The organism is Mesorhizobium sp. B3-1-9, from assembly GCF_006439595.1.
Lineage (GTDB): Bacteria > Pseudomonadota > Alphaproteobacteria > Rhizobiales > Rhizobiaceae > Mesorhizobium.
Window position 1 is genome coordinate 136,445 of sequence record NZ_VFTJ01000011.1, and the last position, 16,626, is coordinate 153,070.

Here is a 16,626-nt window from a genome sequence, read left to right on the forward strand (position 1 = left end):
GCCAGCCGGAGACGATGTGGGATCGATCGTCAGGCGGCGGAGCCGAGGTGCCTCAGCGGCCGGCCAACCGAAACCGCTTGCGCCGCGGCCATAATACCTTGCGCGTCGATCCCGTAATGCCGGTAGAGATCCGCGATCGTGCCGGTCTGGCCGAAATGCTCGACGCCCAAAGCGCGCGTACGGTGGCCATGGACCGACCCCAGCCAAGCGAGCGTCGCGGGGTGCCCGTCCAAGACCGTAACGATGGCGCAGGAAGCAGGAAGGCCGGCCAGAAGGCGCTCGACATGACTTGAGGCGCGCGGATGGCCGTATTGGCGCGCCCGGGCCGCGGCTGACCAGCCGGCGTTCAGCCGATCAGCCGAGGTCACGGCCAGAAGCCCGACATCGCGCCGATCGCCGGCCATCAAGCCCAGCGCCTGTACCGCTTCCGGCGCGACTGCCCCGGAGTAAGCTATCACCAGGTCGGCGTTCGGGCCGGGCGGGCGCAGCCAGTAGGCGCCATCGACGATGTCGCGCGCCAGCTTGCTTTCCATCGGGCGTGTCGGCTGCTCGATCGAGCGCGTCGAGAGCCTCAGGTAGACCGAACCCCCGGTTTGATCACGCAGCCAGGTATGGTCGTCAGGCTCGGCTTCGCCGGTACGCTGCATATACTCGAATGCCCAACGCAGGATGATTGCCAGTTCATCGACATAGGCCGGCTCGAACGTCGCGAGACCGTCCTGCGCCATGCCGATCAGCGGCGTGGCGACCGACTGATGCGCTCCGCCTTCGGGAGCCAGCGTCACGCCGGAGGGCGTCGCGGCCAGGATAAAGCGGGCGTCCTGGTAACAGGCATAATTGAGCGCATCGAGGCCCCGCTCGATGAAGGGGTCATAGAGGGTTCCGACCGGAAGCAGTCGCTCGCCGTGAAGCGAGTGCGACAGGCCGAGCGCCGAAAGCATCGTGAAAAGGTTCATCTCGGAGATGCCCAGCTCGATATGCTGCCCCGACGGCGCAAACGTCCAGTTGAAGGTGGAGGGGATGCGCTCCTCGCGGAAAATGTCCGCCTGATCGCCGCGCGCGAACAGACCCCGCTTGTTTACCCAGGCGCCGAGATTGGTCGAGACGGTGACGTCGGGGGATGTCGTGACGACACGGCTTGCAAAATCGCTGTCCGACTTTGCGATCTCGTGCATCAAAAGCCCGAAACCTTGTTGTGTCGACATGGACGGCTGAGCGCCGAAGCTGATGCGCGCTGGCACCGGAATAGCTGTGGCATTGTGACGACGCGGGGCTGCCTGCGCGAAAGGCGACGACGCGAGGAAGGATCGTATCGCAGCCTCGTCGTAGGCGAGGCCCTCGAACATGTCCCATTCGCGGCCCTCGCCCACTCCCATACCTTGGCGCAGGGCTTCGACTTGCGCCGGTGTCATCAATCCGGCGTGGTTGTCTTTGTGGCCGGCGAGCGGCAGGCCGAAGCCCTTGATCGTATAGGCGATGAAGCAGGTCGGGCGATCATGCCCGCGCGCTTCTTCGAAGGCATCGATGATGGTCTCAAGATCGTGGCCGCCGAGGTTTGCCATCAATACGGCAAGCTCATCGTCGCTGCGCTTCTCGATCAGGCGGCTGACCGGTCCCTGATCGCCCAGATCGTCCAGCAGGCGCCTGCGCCATGCAGCGCCGCCCTGGAAGGTCAGCGCGGAATAGAGCTGATTGGGACATGCGTCGATCCAGGCCCGCAGCTTTTCGCCGCCCTCCTCCTCGAAGGCGGCCTGTTGCAATGTCCCGTGTTTAAGGATCACCACATCCCAGCCGAAGTTGCGAAAGATGGTTTCGAAACGCTGCCACAGGCCTTCGCGCACCACCGCGTCCAGGCTCTGCCTGTTGTAGTCGACGATCCACCAGGTGTTGCGCAGGCCGTGCTTCCAGCCCTCGAGAAGCGCCTCGAAGATATTGCCTTCATCCATTTCGGCGTCGCCGAGCAGAGCGACCATCCGGCCTTCCGGCTGATCGGTCTTCCACCCTTTTGCGCTGACATAATCTTGGACCAGGGAGGAGAACAGGCTCTGCGCGACTCCCAGTCCAACCGACCCGGTCGAGAAATCGACATCGTCGATATCCTTGGTTCGGGACGGATAGGACTGCGCGCCGCGATAGCCACGAAAATTCTGCAGCTGCTCGAGCGTCTGCTTGCCGAACAAATACTGGATGGCATGGAAAACCGGGCTGGCATGCGGCTTGACGGCGACGCGGTCCTGCGGCCTCAGGATCTTGAAGTAGAGCGCCGTCATCAAGGTCGAGGCGGACGCCGAAGACGCCTGGTGGCCGCCGACCTTGAGGCCGTCCGTCGACTCGCGAAGATGGTTGGCGTGATGGATCATCCAGACGGCCAGCCAGAGGACCTTGCGCTCAAGCTCGGAAAGGATCGTCATCGTCGGCTCCTGTGAAATCGCGCCTCAACGATACCTGCGTCGATCTTCCGAATGTGGCTATTCTTGTACAAAGCGATCGATGATATTGGCTGATCCAGCCAATTACGGCCCACGGATGAGGGAAACATGCCAAATCCGGCGCTTGACGCAATCGACCTGAAGATCATCGCCGCGCTGCAGAAGAACGCCAAGGCGACTTCGAACGACCTCGCCGAAGCCGTCGGACTTTCGCCCTCCCCTTGCGCGCGGCGCGTCAGGCTCCTGGAGAACGCCGGCGTCATCAAGGGCTACACCGTGGTCGTCGACCAGAAGAAGCTCGGCCTGCCGATCAGCGCTTTCGCATCGATCAAGCTTGAAAGGCAACGCGAGGACGATCTGGACCGGTTCTCGCAAGCCGTGCTTCGCTGGCCGGAGGTGGTCGACTGTTATCTGATGACCGGCCAGCGCGACTACCTGATGCGCATCGTGGTGCGCGACCTCGAGGCCTATGAACGGTTCATCAAGGACAAGCTGACGCGGCTGGACAATATCGCTTCGATCGAAAGCAGTTTCGCCCTGGGCCAGGTCAAGCGCTCGGAAGTGCTGCCAATCTGATCGAGCGAGTATTCCGCGACGGCCATCGCGGCAGCAGCCGGTCTGCGTGGCCTTGCGCTGATCGAGGGCGGATGCGCCTCAAGATCGGCGGTCCCTGGCCGCATCCTCGATCAATCTCGCCAGCAACTGGCGGAATCGTTGGTCAGACTTATCGCCAATGCTTCCTATATCTTCCGCCACCATACCGGGCGCAGAAACCGACGCCTCCCCACTTATCGAAACGCTGACCTTGAAGGCCCTTGCGTGGTTTTTCTCCACTGCTCCACTCCCGTAGATTCGGAATTCAACAGACGGCGCAATGGCGCTATCCTCGGGGCGTGGGATGGGTTCTATATCGATGGTCACCTCTCCCGCCACGTCTGCCTTGGCCGCTTCCAACGACGCAACGACGACCTCCGTTAGCCAAGCTCTGGCTTGGGCGCCAAAGTCCACCTTTGGAGTATGCCCATCCGCGCTCTCGTCCTGCCGACGGTGAGCTTTCTTGCCCCGCTCAAGGGCCTCTTTGAACTTGGACATTTCTGGCCGCCTCCGACCTGTCATCGCATGAGATACGGCAGATCGGCCGCAGCTCTCCAATTTAAAGAACGCACACGATCCTCGGATGTTGCGCCTAGACGAAATTGGTGCTTTGGGCACGCATACCTGATGGCGCTCGTCAGGCTAGCTTACTGAGTGCAAGGCTGGACCCGGGTTCTGATGGCCTTTCGCAAGCGCACGTCGGCATCGAAGTGGGCGGAGGTCTTAAATGTGATTTGGGCCCCGTGGTTACTCGCCTTCGCTTCCAAGAAGGATGAACTAAGCGCCGCAAGTTAAGCGGCTTCTCACTACGCTGCCTTTCGAACAGCAGCCCTGAATGGATGGTCGATGGTGAAGGCGTCCGGCCGGATTCCCCGCTCGATCTGCGTCCATGTGACAGGATGGGCAATAGGAAAGCCGGGCCGCGCTCGTGGCGAGAACGTACCGACTGCAGTATTGCCGCGCCCGTTGCGAAGATAGTCGAGGAAGATGCGACCCCGTCGGGCTGCTGGATCGGCTGACAAGAGGTAACGGTCCGGCTTAGCATCGATGAGGCACTGGGCGAGCGATTTGGCCAGTTGCCGCGCCGTGTCGTGGGTCACACCCGAAGCCAGCGAAGCCGTCAGGTGAATGCCTTTGCCCCCGGTGACCTTCGGCCAGCTCCGCAACCCAGCCGCTTCCATGATGTCACGTAGCGACAGCGACGCCTCGATCACAGCATTCCATGGCACGCCTTCGCCAGGATCGAGGTCGAGCACGAGCTGGTCAGCATGCTCGATATCGTCAACCGTAGCGTTCCAAGGATGTAGCTCGACGGCATCCATTTCGACCAACCCAAGCAGCCCGTCGAGACCATCTACCCAGACCCGGACACCTTCGCCGCCTTCGCGTTTTTGCACCCGCAGCTGGTGCACCGACGCTGGTATGGGAGGCAGCGGTCCCTTGTGATAGAATGTGGCACCGAAGGCATGACGGACCAGCTTTAGCGGTCGTCGGCCCAGATGAACCAGCGCTCGGTCGGCCACTCGCCGCCAGTAGCCCGCAATCTCTTCCTTGGAAGGTGCAACAGCATCGGGTAACAGCTGGAGAATGTTCTCGCGAGGAACGCCATGTTGGCTCTCCAACCTGCGCTTGGAGGGCGACGGCGGCTTCGCCGGGATCACATGGAGATCCTCGCGCAACCCCTTGAACACCGCCTCGCGCAAGATGCCCCGGTCGGTCACGCCATTGAATTGCACCTCAGCTAGCATCTCCGGCCGCACCCAAGTTGCCTTGGGCTTTTTGATCGGTTCCGAAAGAGGCGATTTGCTGATGATTAGCGGATCAAGCCGCTCACGAACCCGCCGGGCTGCCTCCAGCGTATAGCCGCTCTGCGCCTTTCCCGCGTAAAGCAGCCGATCGCCCTCCCATCTGCCGATATACAAAGAAGCAATGCGGCGCGGCTGGGCTCCGAGCTTTTCAACGAATGCTACAATCGGGAACGTGTCGCTCTTTACGCACTTCACTTTGAGCCAGCTCGCTTGGACACCGGATCGGTAAGGAGAGTAAGCCTGCTTTGAGACGTTGCCCTCCAAGCCCATACGGCAGGCATGGTCGAACACGTCATTACCGCCAATTTCCAGATGTTCGGCATAGGTCAGCGTTGGAGCCGTTTCCTGCAAGAGTCTATGCAGAGCAGCTTTCCGCTCAATTAGCGGCTGCTGTCGAAGGTCTCGGCCGTTAAGGTGCAAAAGATCGAACGCAAAGAACATGAGCTTCGGCGAGTCCGGATTCCCCAGCTCTCGCTCGAGAGCTTGGAAATCCGGTAAGCCAGTCTTACCAAGGACGACTACTTCGCCATCGAGGATTGCGGATTTGACCGATAGATTCGCCGCCGCTTGGACGATACGCTTATATCGGTGTGACCAGTCATAGCCGCGGCGCGTGAAAGCACGTGCCGCGCCACCTTGGACGATAAGCTCAGTCCGGTAGCCATCGTATTTGATTTCGTGCAGCCAGTCCGTGTCGGCAGGAGCGTTCTCGACCAGCGTCGGTGACTGAAATTCGATGAAGGCGAGGTGACCGATCGATTTACGCATGCACTCGAACTCCTGAACCGGGATTCAAACCGGGCGGAGCAATCGGTTCCGAAGAGTTTAGCAAAATTGAATATGATCGCGGCCGCCGGCGCGGTCGGCTGCTTGCCTCTGAAGCTTTTAGAAACCTTGTAGCAATGATCGTGCGCTGAGCCTTATTCGCTCAAAGGTCAATCCAGCGGTGAGCCGCCAAAGAGGGCTCGAGTAGGAAGACCGAACGGTGAAAAGCGCGCCTGACCGAGAGTCTGCTGATCTGCATCGTCTGCGGGGTTGGGGCCCGGAAAATTGAAGACTCCAAATATTCGGCCCGGTCACCTCGCCTCCCATTGTTTGAGGGGCGGCAATATTTTGTACATATTTTGTATATCTATATTGACGCATTGGCTGCCCTCAACGTAGCGTTGAACGGCTGGGGCCGAACCCCTGCGCGCAACTCAATCTCATGGGAGGACTGCACGATGAAATTTCGAGCCCGATCGGCCGCCATTGGCCTGGCCTGCATCGTCTATGCCGCGATTGTTGGATCCGTGCTGCCGGCCACGGCGGAAACGACAAAGGAACGCATCTTGAGAGAGGGCAGGATTGTGATCGGTATCCACAACCGTTCGCCATGGGGCTACAAGAAGGAAGGAACCGGCGAGTTGCTCGGCTGGCATCCGGACCTGCTCAGAGCAGCGTTCGCCGATCTCGGCGTCAAGCAGATCGACTTCGAGGTCACCGAGTTCGGTGCGTTGATCCCTGGCTTGATGGCCGGGCGTTTCGATGCCGTGGCGTCCGGCTTGTCGATAACGCCGCCGCGATGCCAGCAGGTCGCCTTCGGCGCTCCCGATCTGAGGCAGGACGACGCGGCGATCGTACTCGCCGGCAACCCCAAGGCGATCCATAGCTATGCGGATCTTGCCAAGAAATCCGACACCATCATGGGCGGCGGCCGCGGCAGCAATGTCATCCAGAACGCCATCGCCGAGGGCGTCCCTCAGGATCGGATCCTGCAGTTTCCCGATGTCGAGACCAACATCGCGGCACTGCGCGCCGGCCGTATCGACGCCGCGGTATTTTCTTCCCCGACGGCAATCGGGCTGCTGGCCGGCAAAAAGAGCCCCGATCTGGAGCGCGCCAACCCATTCACGACCGACGAGAAGTCGATCAGCTACGTCGCGATCGCGTTCAGGAAGGATGATGGTGACCTGCGCGACCTTTACAACCAAGGGCTGGCCAAGGTGATGTCGAACGGCACGATTGCCACCATCATGGCGAAGTACGGATTTGGCCCTACCGAAAACGTGCCGCCAGGCTTGACGACCTCGCAATTATGCGGAGCCGCCAACTGACCGGGTCAGCAACGGGAAGCCCGGCCGATGCCCTCCTCGAACTAGTCAATCAACAGGACCTGGTGGCGCCGCGCGAGCTCGGGCGGCGCCTCCGCCCGCAGGCCGCCACATCACTATCGCTCAGGATCGCTGGATGGCGCGATGTCTTCGGGGATTTCTTGCCGCAAGCTCTGCCCCTTGGCCAGGCGCCTGCCAAGCGCGGAAAGGAAAGCTTCATAGCGCTCGCTTGCCTTGGCGCGCGCTGCCTGGGCCATCGGCTCAGGCAAGGCCGGAGTGGTGGCAAGCCAGAAGCGGACGAATACCGCATGGGTTTCAACTGAGATGCCGACGTCGCGCTCCAACCGCGCGATCCGGCGATCGATCCGGTCGAGACGTTTGGAGATCGCCGCCTCGCGTTGCGCTTCGGCATCCGGAGAGAGGAATGAGGCGATCGCCGCCTCAGCAATGAGCGACTGCGAGCGATCGCGCCGGGCGGCATACTCGACCAGCAAGGCCATCACGGCAGGATCGAGATAGACGGAAATCTGGACCTTTTTCTTTCTTGCCGTCACAACCTTCACAGCTCCATGCCGTCGTCCCGATCGAGCGCGATCTGACGCGCCACGCCCCGAACAAGGCGAGCCATGCGGCTGCTGCTCGCGGCGAGATCATCCGCCTCGTCAGGCGCTTCGATCTCGAATTCGTTGACGGGCGGCAGCTCCGCCGCAGCCGGCAGAAGTGGATCGAGCTCGGGCTGACGTCGCAATTCGGACTCGGTCGATTCGCCATGGACTTTCGCCACGGCAGTTGCGGCTGCCGCACCCGGTTGAGGAAGCGGCAACGGAATCGTCGTCCAATCGTCAGGCTCCGCCACGGCTCGACCCGTGATAGCCGGTGGCGGCATGATGCGCTCCCGCAACCGCGGGTCTTCGAAATAGCGCGCCTTCTTCGCCCGGATCGGCGGCGTCCCCGCCAGCATGACGATCTCGTCGCCTGCCGGCAGTTGCATGATCTCGCCGGGTGTCAGCAATGGCCGCGCCGTCTCCGAGCGCGAGACCATGAGATGACCGAGCCATGGCGAGAGCCGGTGACCGGCATAGTTCTTCATCGCCTTCAGCTCGGTTGCCGTACCAAGGGCGTCCGAGACGCGCTTGGCGGTGCGCTCGTCATTGGTCGCGAAGCTGACCCTTACATGACAGTTGTCCAGAATAGAGTTGTTCGGGCCGTAGGCCTTCTCGATCTGGTTGAGGGACTGCGCGATCAGGAAGCTTTTCAACCCATAGCCGGCCATGAAAGCGAGCGCGGATTCGAAGAAGTCGAGCCGTCCGAGCGCCGGGAACTCGTCCAGCATCAGAAGCAATCGATGCCGATCCGCCCTCGCCTGCAGATCCTCGGTCAGACGGCGGCCGATCTGGTTGAGGATGAGACGGATCAGCGGCTTGGTGCGGCTGATGTCGGAGGGTGGAACGACGAGATAGAGCGTCGCCGGACGAGGATCGGCGACCAGGTCGGCGATGCGCCAGCCGCATGCGCGCGTCACCTCCGCCACCACCGGATCGCGATAGAGCCCAAGGAAGGACATGGCGGTCGAGAGCACGCCGGAGCGTTCATTGTCCGACTTGTTCAACAACTCACGGGCTGCGCTGGCGATGACCGGGTGCGGACCACCCTCCCCAAGATGCGGAGTCGTCATCATCGCGGCCAGGGTTGATTCGATCGGCCGCTTCGGATCGGACAGGAATGCCGCGACGCCAGCAAGCGTCTTGTCCGGTCCGGCATAGAGCACATGCAGGATCGCGCCGACCAGCAGCGCGTGGCTCGTCTTTTCCCAATGATTGCGCCTTTCGAGTGAGCCTTCGGGGTCGACCAGGATGTCGGCGATGTTTTGCACATCGCGGACTTCCCATTCACCGCGGCGAACCTCGAGCAAAGGGTTGTATGCATCCGATCTTGCATTGGTCGGATCAAACAGCAGAACCCGGCCGTGGCGGGCGCGGAAGCCGGCGGTCAGACCCCAGTTCTCGCCCTTGATGTCATGGACGATTGCCGAGCCAGGCCAGGTCAGCAGCGACGGCACAACAAGCCCGACACCCTTTCCCGAACGCGTCGGCGCAAAGCAAAGCACATGCTCGGGCCCGTCGTGGCGCAGATAATGAGTTCCATAGCGCCCCAGCACCACGCCGTCGGGGGCAAGCAGGCCTGCCGCCTGCACCTCGCTTCTTTCGGCCCAGCGCGCGGAGCCATAGGTCGCGACCTCCCTCGCCTCGCGGGCACGCCATAGCGACATGCCGATCGCTACGGCGATCGCGATGAAGCCGCCCGAGGCGGCAATCAGACCGCCGCGCGCGAAGATGGCTGGTGCGTAGGCGTCGTAGAAATACCACCACCAGAAGATGGCGGGCGGATAATAGACTGGCATGCCGCCAATGACGAACCAAGGCGCTCCCAGCCGTTCCTGATAGCCCAGCTGCCAGGCGGACCATTGCGTCGAGGCCCAGATCGTGAAGAGCACGATCAAGATGACCACGACAATCTGTCCCCAAAGGACTTTCGTTCCCGACATTCGCTTCTCCTTGTGGCGAGAGGTCAGCAAGGTTGGCGCGAGATTCAACAGCGGGCTCACGCCGATCGCGTCGCGTCGTACTGTCGGCAAGGAAGACAGGGAATCGGGAAGCCCAAGAGCCCGGGGCGCGAGCGAGGGCGCCGTCCTCCTGGATTGCGGGATTTGAGCAGCAAACATCATACGCGATTGCGTATATCCGATCTCTATACGCATTTGCGTATACGGTAGATTTATACGCGATCACGTATATTGCCAAGTCATACGCGATCGCGTATATATGCTCAGGAGACTATCATGACCGAACAGATCGCTCGTAACGAAAAGCAACTCGGCGCCATTCTGCGTCGCGCCCGCAGGCAAGCCGACCTCACGCAAGAGACGCTTGGCAGCCGGATCCACCTGCGTCAGGCCACCGTGTCTCGCCTTGAAGCCGGCGAGCCGGCAGTGCAGCTCAGTACGTTGATGGCTGCGCTCTCCGCCCTCGACCTTGAACTCGTCGTTCGCCCGCGCAGCAAAAGCAGCGCGACCGAGATCGCGGACCTGTTCTGATGGCGCGGCGACCGGCTCACACGCCGCTCAATGTCTTCGTGAACGGTCGGCTGGTGGGCGTGCTGCGCAGGCAATCCACCGGCGCCGTGGACTTTCAATATGCCCGCGAATGGCTGGACTGGCACGGTACCTTCCCTGTCTCGCTTTCGCTTCCCTTGCGGGAGGACCGCTATATCGGCGCGCCTGTAGTCAATGTCTTCGACAACCTGCTTCCCGACAATGACGCCATCCGCAAGCGTATTGCTGAACGCGTCGGGGCGGATGGCACCGACGCCTACAGCATGCTTGCCGCCCTGGGCCATGACTGCGTCGGCGCATTGCAATTCCTGCCTGATGGCGTCGATCCCGGCAGTCCTGGTAGCAGCGACGGCAAGCCGGCCAGCAAAAAGGATATCGCCGGGATAATCGCAAACCTCGCGGTCGCCCCACTTGGCCTCGGCGAGGATGAAGATTTCCGCATCTCGATCGCGGGCGCCCAGGAAAAGACGGCGCTGCTACGCAAGGACGGACGCTGGTACAAGCCGGTCGGCACGGCGGCGACCACCCACATCCTGAAACCGCAGATCGGCAGGTTGCCGAATGGCATCGATCTCTCCAACAGCGTTGAGAACGAATATCTGTGCCTTAAGCTGATCGACGCGTTCGGCGTTCCCGCCGCCAGAACTGAGATCGCCGACTTCGGGGAGCGCCGTACGCTGATCGTCGAGCGGTTCGATCGGTTGTGGGCCAGGGATGGCCGTCTCATGCGCCTACCACAGGAGGATATGTGTCAAGCACTGTCGGTCCCGCCGACACGCAAGTACCAGTCAGAGGGCGGTCCCCGCATGCCGTCGATTATCGAGCTTCTTAAGGGCAGTGACCGGCCCGAAGACGACATCTCGCTGTTTTTGCGTGCTTGCATAATATTCTGGCTCATTGGCGCGACCGACGGCCACGCCAAGAATTTCAGCATTTTTCTCGGGCCCGGCGGGCGGTTTCGGATGACGCCGCTCTATGACGTGCTGACCGCGCAGCCCAGCCTTGATGCTGGCCAGATCCCTCGCAAGAAATTCAAGCTGGCGATGTCTGCCGGCAAAGGCCGGCATTATTCCATACATGAAATTGTGCCCCGCCATTTCATGCAGACCGCCGACGTTTCCGGCGTGGGGACGTCCCTGATGCGCAAGGTCCTCGAAGACATCTCCGAAAATGCCGAGAGGCGGACCGAGGCCGTGATTTCTTCGTTGCCACGTCACTTTCCCGCGCAGCTCGTCGAGTCGGTCAGATCGGCGATAATCAGGCGCGCGATCATCCTCGCCGAGACACGCTGATCAAGCTCAGAGGGCGGCCGGACAAGAATTCTGGGCTGCCCGACCGCACATTCGATATCGACATCCCCTGCGGCGCAGCTAAGACTGCCTCTTCTCGGACCCACGGCATCGCTAACTTCCGAAATCTTGGCGCAGCTTCGCCCCTTTCGCCAGGCCGTCTCGCACCGTCATGAAGGCCTGGTAGCGTTCGCCCGCCTCCTGCGCGCGCAGGCGCATAAGTGGACGGGCAAGCCGGCGCGATCGACCAGCGCGGCCCGAGGTGCGGCCGAACGCCAAGTCTCCATGCCGCGATTGTGTCGCCGTCGAAGTCGTCAACACCACGCTCAGGAAAACCGTGGGGATCTGCTGCCGACGGATTTGGCGGCCGACATGGCAGGATCCATTCTTTCAGCTGCTAGAGACCTAGCCCGCGCTTGCGGGCAAAGCTCCAATCGACACCGCCGTCGCCGCGAGTGCTGCCGCTGACATGCTGGCCAAGATGCTTTTCGAGCGAAGGCGTCCAGGGCACGAGCTGGAACCCGAGGCCATCATCGATCATCGCGAATCGGCCGGACGCAACCGCTAAGCGCTGGCTGTAGGTGCCGGACACGGATTCGCCGGTTGCCGCACGGTTGAACGAGCGGCCGGTCTGGGTCGCGATCCTGCCGCCCAGCGCCTCGAGCTCCCTTCGGCGCAGCGTGTCGATCAAGTTTCCGGCAAAAACGGTCCCGCCCGGCCGCCGCTCAGCCAGCCCTAGTCCGATCAGATGCTCGACGCGCCGATCGAGCGCCTGGCGCACCTCGGCGCCGAAGCCGCCGTCGGAAAGAGCCGCCGCAGGACGGGCAAGCGCCTGCCGGTCGAGCCAGGTTGCCCCCTCAGCAACCACCTGTCTGTCGACATCGAGGTCGGAGCGCACGGGAAGCGCCAGCCGCGGGCGTCCCTGAGCGTCCTCGAATTTGCGCAGTTCGACGATCGCACCCGGCGCACCGTCGCCCGCCGCCTCGAGATCGGCGAGCCGCACGTGATGGCAACGACCGTCGACGCCATCGATGATTGCATAGGCACTGCCGCTCAGTTCGTCATCCAGTCCGCGCTCGATCAGACGGCCGCTAATCGTCTCGCCGATGGTCTCTGCGGCCAGCACATAGCTGGCGCTCGCGCGTTCGATGCCGCGGGCTGAGAATGCGTGATGCAGGCGTTTGATGATATCGGCGCGCTCACCCATCTGGCGCAGCGTCGCCTCGGCTCTCTCGCTGAGGATCCATTGGCCAGGACCGAGTTGCTCGGCCAGGCCGAGCGTTTCCAGCCTGCGCAGCCGCCCGATCTTTGGCGCGATGAATTCGTCAGGCTGGCGATCGGCACGCGGTGCTAGATCGATGACGCCGTTGTCGCGTGCGTCGCGGAGCAACTGGCGGTCCAGCCCGGTCCACCGCTCGGCCTCGACCTGGCGCTCGACATGCCGGCGGACCTCAAGATCCGACCGGGGGCCAAGGTCCTGCGTGACGAGCTCGCTGGCGCGATCGCGCATGCCACGGCTGATGTAGTCGCGCGAGATCACGAGGTCCTGGCCGTCGTCGGCCCGGCCGCGCAGGATGACGTGGACATGCGGATTGTCGGTGTTCCAATGATCGACCGCGATCCAGTCGAGCGTCGGGCCGAGATCCTTCTGCATGCGCCACATGAGATCACGGGTGAAGGATTTCAGGTCGGCCATCTCGACGGCATCCTCGGGCGAAACGATGAAGCGGAAATGATGCCGGTCGTCCTTGCAGCGATCGACGAAATCCGAGGTCGACGCATCGTCGACCTCCGGTCCGAACATGCGGGCTCTCGCGTCGTCGCGTGTGACCCCCTCGCGCCGCAGATAATTGAGGTGGGTCGCCAGCGGCGCGCCGCGTTTCGAATGGCGAACCACGCGGGTTTTGATCATGCAGATGCGGGAGCGGGCGGTGAGGAAGCGATTGGCTTGAAGGCTCGCTGCCCTGCCCCGCCCGAACCGCGAACTGTTGCCTGTCCCGATCCGGCCTGAGCGCGATACGCCGCCGCCAGCCTTTTGCGCCGCCGCAAGCGCCTGGGCGATGAAGGGCCGCGACGATTGGGCTCGCGTCGAGCGAATGCGGCCTGGACGGATGCGGAACTCGTGCTCATCGGACACGGCACCGGCCCTCACCTTGCCATAAGTACGGCAAATACAATGATTTGCCTGTTCTCAGCACATTGCGCCGTGGCGCTGCAATGTGCGGGAAGCGGCAAAACACCCAGCAAATGCAACCAACCGACCGCAGCACAATGTGCGCCCTTTTATCTTGCCATCCGTCGGTTGTTGCCTCGTGCCCTATGTGCCTCAAAGGCCGCGACGTCCAAAGAGATGCCGCGGGGCGATTTGACGGACACTTCGTCATCGCTGCGATGTCCGGACGTCGGACCCAGTGAACAGTTGCCGCGGCTGCGAACTGGCCGCGAAGAGTTCGCGCACCAACGGAGACGATGCGACCTCGACGGAAGCGTGTTCTCCGGACGAAAGACCGGAACCGGCCAGGGACCCGGACCGCACTATGAACAGCGGCGCGGCCTTCCACGTGACGGCCTTGCTATGGCTGGCGGTGAGCGCGCCGGTCGCATCACCGCCGCCCGACAAAGGGCGAAGCTTTGCAACATAGGCGCGGGTTTCGGCCGGCAGCGGCCGGCCCCTCAAGGAGGCTTCGTAGCGCCCCGGTCCCGCATTGTAGGCGGCGAGAAAACCCGGTGAACCGTATCGATCATAGAGCTCGCGAAGATAGGCGGTGCCGGCAAGGATGTTGTCGTGCGGATCATAGGGATCGCTGCCCAGTTGGTGACGAAGGCGCAGCTCGGCCCAGGTTTCGGGCATGATCTGCATCAGACCCACCGCACCCTTTCGCGAAACGGCACGTGGGTCGCGGGCGCTCTCGAGGTGCATGACTGCCCGTATCCAGAGCTGAGGAACGCGGAAGCGATGCGACGCCTCGGCGATGTGGGCGGCATATGCATCGTCGGCGGATTTGTGGGAGACCGGCGCGGATTGTGCGGCCGCCCCCGTGATCGCGTGGCAGAGGATCAGCGTGCCAGCGACAAGCCAACGTGCTTGCCTCCGACCAGGCAAGCAACTGACGGGTCGGCTTTCGTCCGCATATCTCGGCGCCGATAGCCCACTCATCGAGCACGCTCCGGCCGCCATTTCGGCCGGATCCAGCGCAGCGACCAGGAACCGTCGTCGGATCGGAAGAGACCGGCGCGAAAGCGTCGACCAAACAGCGGATCCTCCAGTCGACAAGACAGATAGTCGCCAGCCGTCTGCCCGGTTTCCTTCCAGGCCGCGCCGACCTCGGGGCCGCTGCCATCGCCGATGTGGATGCGAAAATCCGGCGCATTGCCGTTCGACGTCCTGATCGGGACAAGCACAAGCTCGGCATCCACGAGCAGTGTTCGAATGCGTCCGGAGTAACCGGATTCTGTTTCCTGGAAGACGCCGATCTCGGCCATTGGACTATCTCCTTCCTGTTGTTGGATGTGCTGAATTTCAGTTCGCGGGAGCGAGCCAGGTGTAGTGGCCATCGCCCCTCTCGTCTGTCCAAAGCGGCAGCGCGCGTCCGACGATCGAGCTCGCCGGGAACGCGCCGAAATAGCGGCCGTCGAGACTGTCCTGGACCTTCCGGTTCATGACGAAGATTTCGGCGGCGGCGATAGTGCGGCAGCCCTGCCAGTCAGGCAGCGCGCGTCCGTTACGATCGCGCTCCAGTGCGGTGCCGATCGCGATCCCGTCGACCATGATGACGCCGGCAACGCGACAAACTTCCTGTCCAGGAAGCCCTTCAATGCGCTTCAGCATTGGCACACCAAGCGGAAGGTAGCCGCGCTCGGCGGCGAACCGAGCGACGGTCTCTGGCGGTTCGATGACGGCGAGCGCGCCAGCCGCCGGAGCGGCCATTTTCCGGATCGCATAGAGCCCGAGGGGCGCGCTGGCCGACGCGTTCCATAGCAGCAGCGGCGGCATTTCCACGGCAGCCGGAGCGGCCGTCGCGACGACGGCCGCAAGCGTCGCGGCCATGCAAGCGGCGCGGCTCATGATGTCGCTCGCTTGCGCAACAGAAAGGCCCGGTGCTGCTCGAGCGAATAGGCACACGGCGTTCCGCCGGCAACCATTCGGTTGTGGGTCTGACGCCAGTACTCAGGGGCGGCGTCGACCGGATCGAGGCCGATCGCCTCGATCGCATCGATAAGTTGGAGAACCCGCTCAACCTTGTCCCAGCCTGCAATCTTGAGCAGGATCTCGCCGCCTGGCCGGATGTAAGGCAGCGTCTGGTAAGGTTCAGCGGGCAAGACGGCGCGCACGACGTCTATCCTCGAAACGATGGTGCCAAAGTCACTTGCCGCCCAGCGGAGGAACGCAAAGACACTGCCCGGCGCAAATCCGACGACGCGGCGCCGCTTGTCGATGATCGTCTCGTGCGCAGGGCATCCGAAGCGGATGCGGTGCTCGATCCGCTTCTCGATCCAGATCAGCTCGACCGTCGTGAGGCCGCCACGCGGCGTCGGTTGGGAAGACGGCATCATGTGTCGTCTCCCTCGCGCCGGCCAACGCACCTCCGCTTCTGCTCCCCGCCGCCAGTCCGTGGCTTCTCCGCAAGACTGTTAGATTGGGAGTTAGACTCTAAGTTAGGAGCGCGATTTCCCGTTTCGGGCCCGTCGCTTAGAGCCGATCGCGGTTCCCGAAAGCACGAGGAGGCGGTTCCCGATGGCACGATGGTTCGGGTTCCTGATGGCACGACGCTGTCCACAGGCCCCGGCGCCGGTTCGAAAGCCAACAACACGCGGCCGCTGGCTTCGACCTCCGTGAACAGAAGATACCCGGGGAGCGGTTGGCGCCGCACGATGTCACGCAGTTCGAAGGCGAAGCGCTTGAGCGGCGAGAGGCTGCCGGACTTCCGATGCAGGTGTCGGATGTCGAAACGCCAGCCGGCGCGCTGGCGCCCGCCATGCTTGCGTACCAGCCGATAGAGCCAACGCTCCAGGCCGCCCGTCAGCCCGAAATAGGCGCGGTCGATGGTCAGGATCAGCGCATCCTCCATGACGGCGCGATAGAACCAATCCGGCAGGATCAATTCGACGCCGAGCGGGCGGCCGTTTCGACCGCAGCGCTCCTGCCATTCATTGATCCACGAGAAACGATGGCGCCGGCCCTCCGCGGGTTGGCGGATGGAGGTGACGACGCTTGTCGACTGCAGGCGATCGAGTGCCGCCTTGAGGCGCAGGTAATCTCGCTTCGAGACACCGCGGCCGATGAAGGTAAGCATCTCGTAT

The 16,626-nt window shown here is 62.7% G+C and carries 15 protein-coding genes; 4 read left to right on the forward strand and 11 right to left on the reverse strand.

All coding sequences use genetic code 11. The features are described from left to right. Positions 1-29: 29 nt before the first annotated feature. Positions 30-2,411, reverse strand: a complete 2,382-nt coding sequence (locus FJW07_RS20415; RefSeq protein ID WP_140858475.1) for a transketolase — start codon at positions 2,409-2,411, stop codon at positions 30-32. Positions 2,412-2,537: 126 nt separating this feature from the next. Here FJW07_RS20415 and FJW07_RS20420 point away from each other — a divergent pair, with 126 nt between their 5' ends. After that, positions 2,538-3,005, forward strand: a complete 468-nt coding sequence (locus tag FJW07_RS20420) for an Lrp/AsnC family transcriptional regulator (RefSeq protein WP_041002492.1) — start codon at positions 2,538-2,540, stop codon at positions 3,003-3,005. A gap of 78 nt (positions 3,006-3,083) precedes the next feature. Here FJW07_RS20420 and FJW07_RS20425 read toward each other — a convergent pair whose 3' ends face one another. Together FJW07_RS20425 and ligD are read right to left on the reverse strand one after the other, a co-directional pair. Continuing rightward, positions 3,084-3,521 (reverse strand): hypothetical protein, encoded by a 438-nt coding sequence (locus FJW07_RS20425; RefSeq protein ID WP_140655650.1) that lies wholly within the window; start codon positions 3,519-3,521, stop codon positions 3,084-3,086. A gap of 308 nt (positions 3,522-3,829) precedes the next feature. Next, positions 3,830-5,599 carry a DNA ligase D gene (gene ligD, locus FJW07_RS20430; protein WP_140858476.1) on the reverse strand — a complete coding sequence of 590 codons (1,770 nt, stop codon included), beginning with the start codon at positions 5,597-5,599 and terminating at the stop codon, positions 3,830-3,832. A 323-nt stretch (positions 5,600-5,922) separates the two neighbouring features. Here ligD and ehuB point away from each other — a divergent pair, with 323 nt between their 5' ends. After that, positions 5,923-6,927, forward strand: coding sequence for an ectoine/hydroxyectoine ABC transporter substrate-binding protein EhuB (gene ehuB / locus FJW07_RS20435; protein WP_246680824.1), 1,005 nt, complete (start codon positions 5,923-5,925; stop codon positions 6,925-6,927). Between the two features lie 113 nt (positions 6,928-7,040). On the opposite strand, the gene FJW07_RS20440 is transcribed toward ehuB, so the two are convergent. Both FJW07_RS20440 and FJW07_RS20445 read right to left on the reverse strand, forming a co-directional pair. Beyond that, positions 7,041-7,478, reverse strand: coding sequence for a CopG family transcriptional regulator (locus FJW07_RS20440; protein WP_140858478.1), 438 nt, complete (start codon positions 7,476-7,478; stop codon positions 7,041-7,043). Between the two features lie 5 nt (positions 7,479-7,483). Continuing rightward, positions 7,484-9,469: a conjugal transfer protein TraG gene (locus FJW07_RS20445; protein WP_140858479.1), complete on the reverse strand. Its 1,986-nt coding sequence runs from the start codon at positions 9,467-9,469 to the stop codon at positions 7,484-7,486. A 294-nt stretch (positions 9,470-9,763) separates the two neighbouring features. On the opposite strand from FJW07_RS20445, the gene FJW07_RS20450 reads away from it, so the two are divergent. Both FJW07_RS20450 and FJW07_RS20455 read left to right on the forward strand, forming a co-directional pair. Continuing rightward, positions 9,764-10,018: a helix-turn-helix transcriptional regulator gene (locus tag FJW07_RS20450; RefSeq protein ID WP_140645573.1), complete on the forward strand. Its 255-nt coding sequence runs from the start codon at positions 9,764-9,766 to the stop codon at positions 10,016-10,018. Then, positions 10,018-11,328 carry a type II toxin-antitoxin system HipA family toxin gene (locus FJW07_RS20455; RefSeq protein ID WP_140858481.1) on the forward strand — a complete coding sequence of 437 codons (1,311 nt, stop codon included), beginning with the start codon at positions 10,018-10,020 and terminating at the stop codon, positions 11,326-11,328. The genes FJW07_RS20450 and FJW07_RS20455 overlap by 1 nt, the downstream gene beginning before the upstream one ends. A 394-nt stretch (positions 11,329-11,722) precedes the next feature. Here the strand turns inward: FJW07_RS20455 and FJW07_RS20460 are convergent, their stop codons facing one another. The 6 genes from FJW07_RS20460 to FJW07_RS20485 form a co-directional block, all read right to left on the reverse strand. Next, positions 11,723-13,462 (reverse strand): VirD2 family relaxase/mobilization nuclease, encoded by a 1,740-nt coding sequence (locus tag FJW07_RS20460; protein WP_140858483.1) that lies wholly within the window; start codon positions 13,460-13,462, stop codon positions 11,723-11,725. Between the two features lie 243 nt (positions 13,463-13,705). Continuing rightward, the gene (locus tag FJW07_RS20465; RefSeq protein WP_140858484.1) at positions 13,706-14,482 is read right to left on the reverse strand and encodes a lytic transglycosylase domain-containing protein; all 777 of its coding nucleotides are present in this window, start codon (positions 14,480-14,482) and stop codon (positions 13,706-13,708) included. Next, positions 14,479-14,808: a DUF736 family protein gene (locus FJW07_RS20470; protein WP_140655627.1), complete on the reverse strand. Its 330-nt coding sequence runs from the start codon at positions 14,806-14,808 to the stop codon at positions 14,479-14,481. Before FJW07_RS20470 ends, FJW07_RS20465 begins: the two co-directional genes overlap by 4 nt. 37 nt (positions 14,809-14,845) lie before the next feature. Continuing rightward, positions 14,846-15,391, reverse strand: coding sequence for a S26 family signal peptidase (locus FJW07_RS20475; protein WP_140858486.1), 546 nt, complete (start codon positions 15,389-15,391; stop codon positions 14,846-14,848). Then, positions 15,388-15,879 carry a DUF2840 domain-containing protein gene (locus FJW07_RS20480; protein WP_140858487.1) on the reverse strand — a complete coding sequence of 164 codons (492 nt, stop codon included), beginning with the start codon at positions 15,877-15,879 and terminating at the stop codon, positions 15,388-15,390. Before FJW07_RS20480 ends, FJW07_RS20475 begins: the two co-directional genes overlap by 4 nt. Continuing rightward, on the reverse strand, positions 15,876-16,626 hold a 751-nt coding region (locus tag FJW07_RS20485), incomplete at its 5' end, for a replication initiator protein A (protein WP_140858489.1). The genes FJW07_RS20485 and FJW07_RS20480, both read right to left, overlap by 4 nt.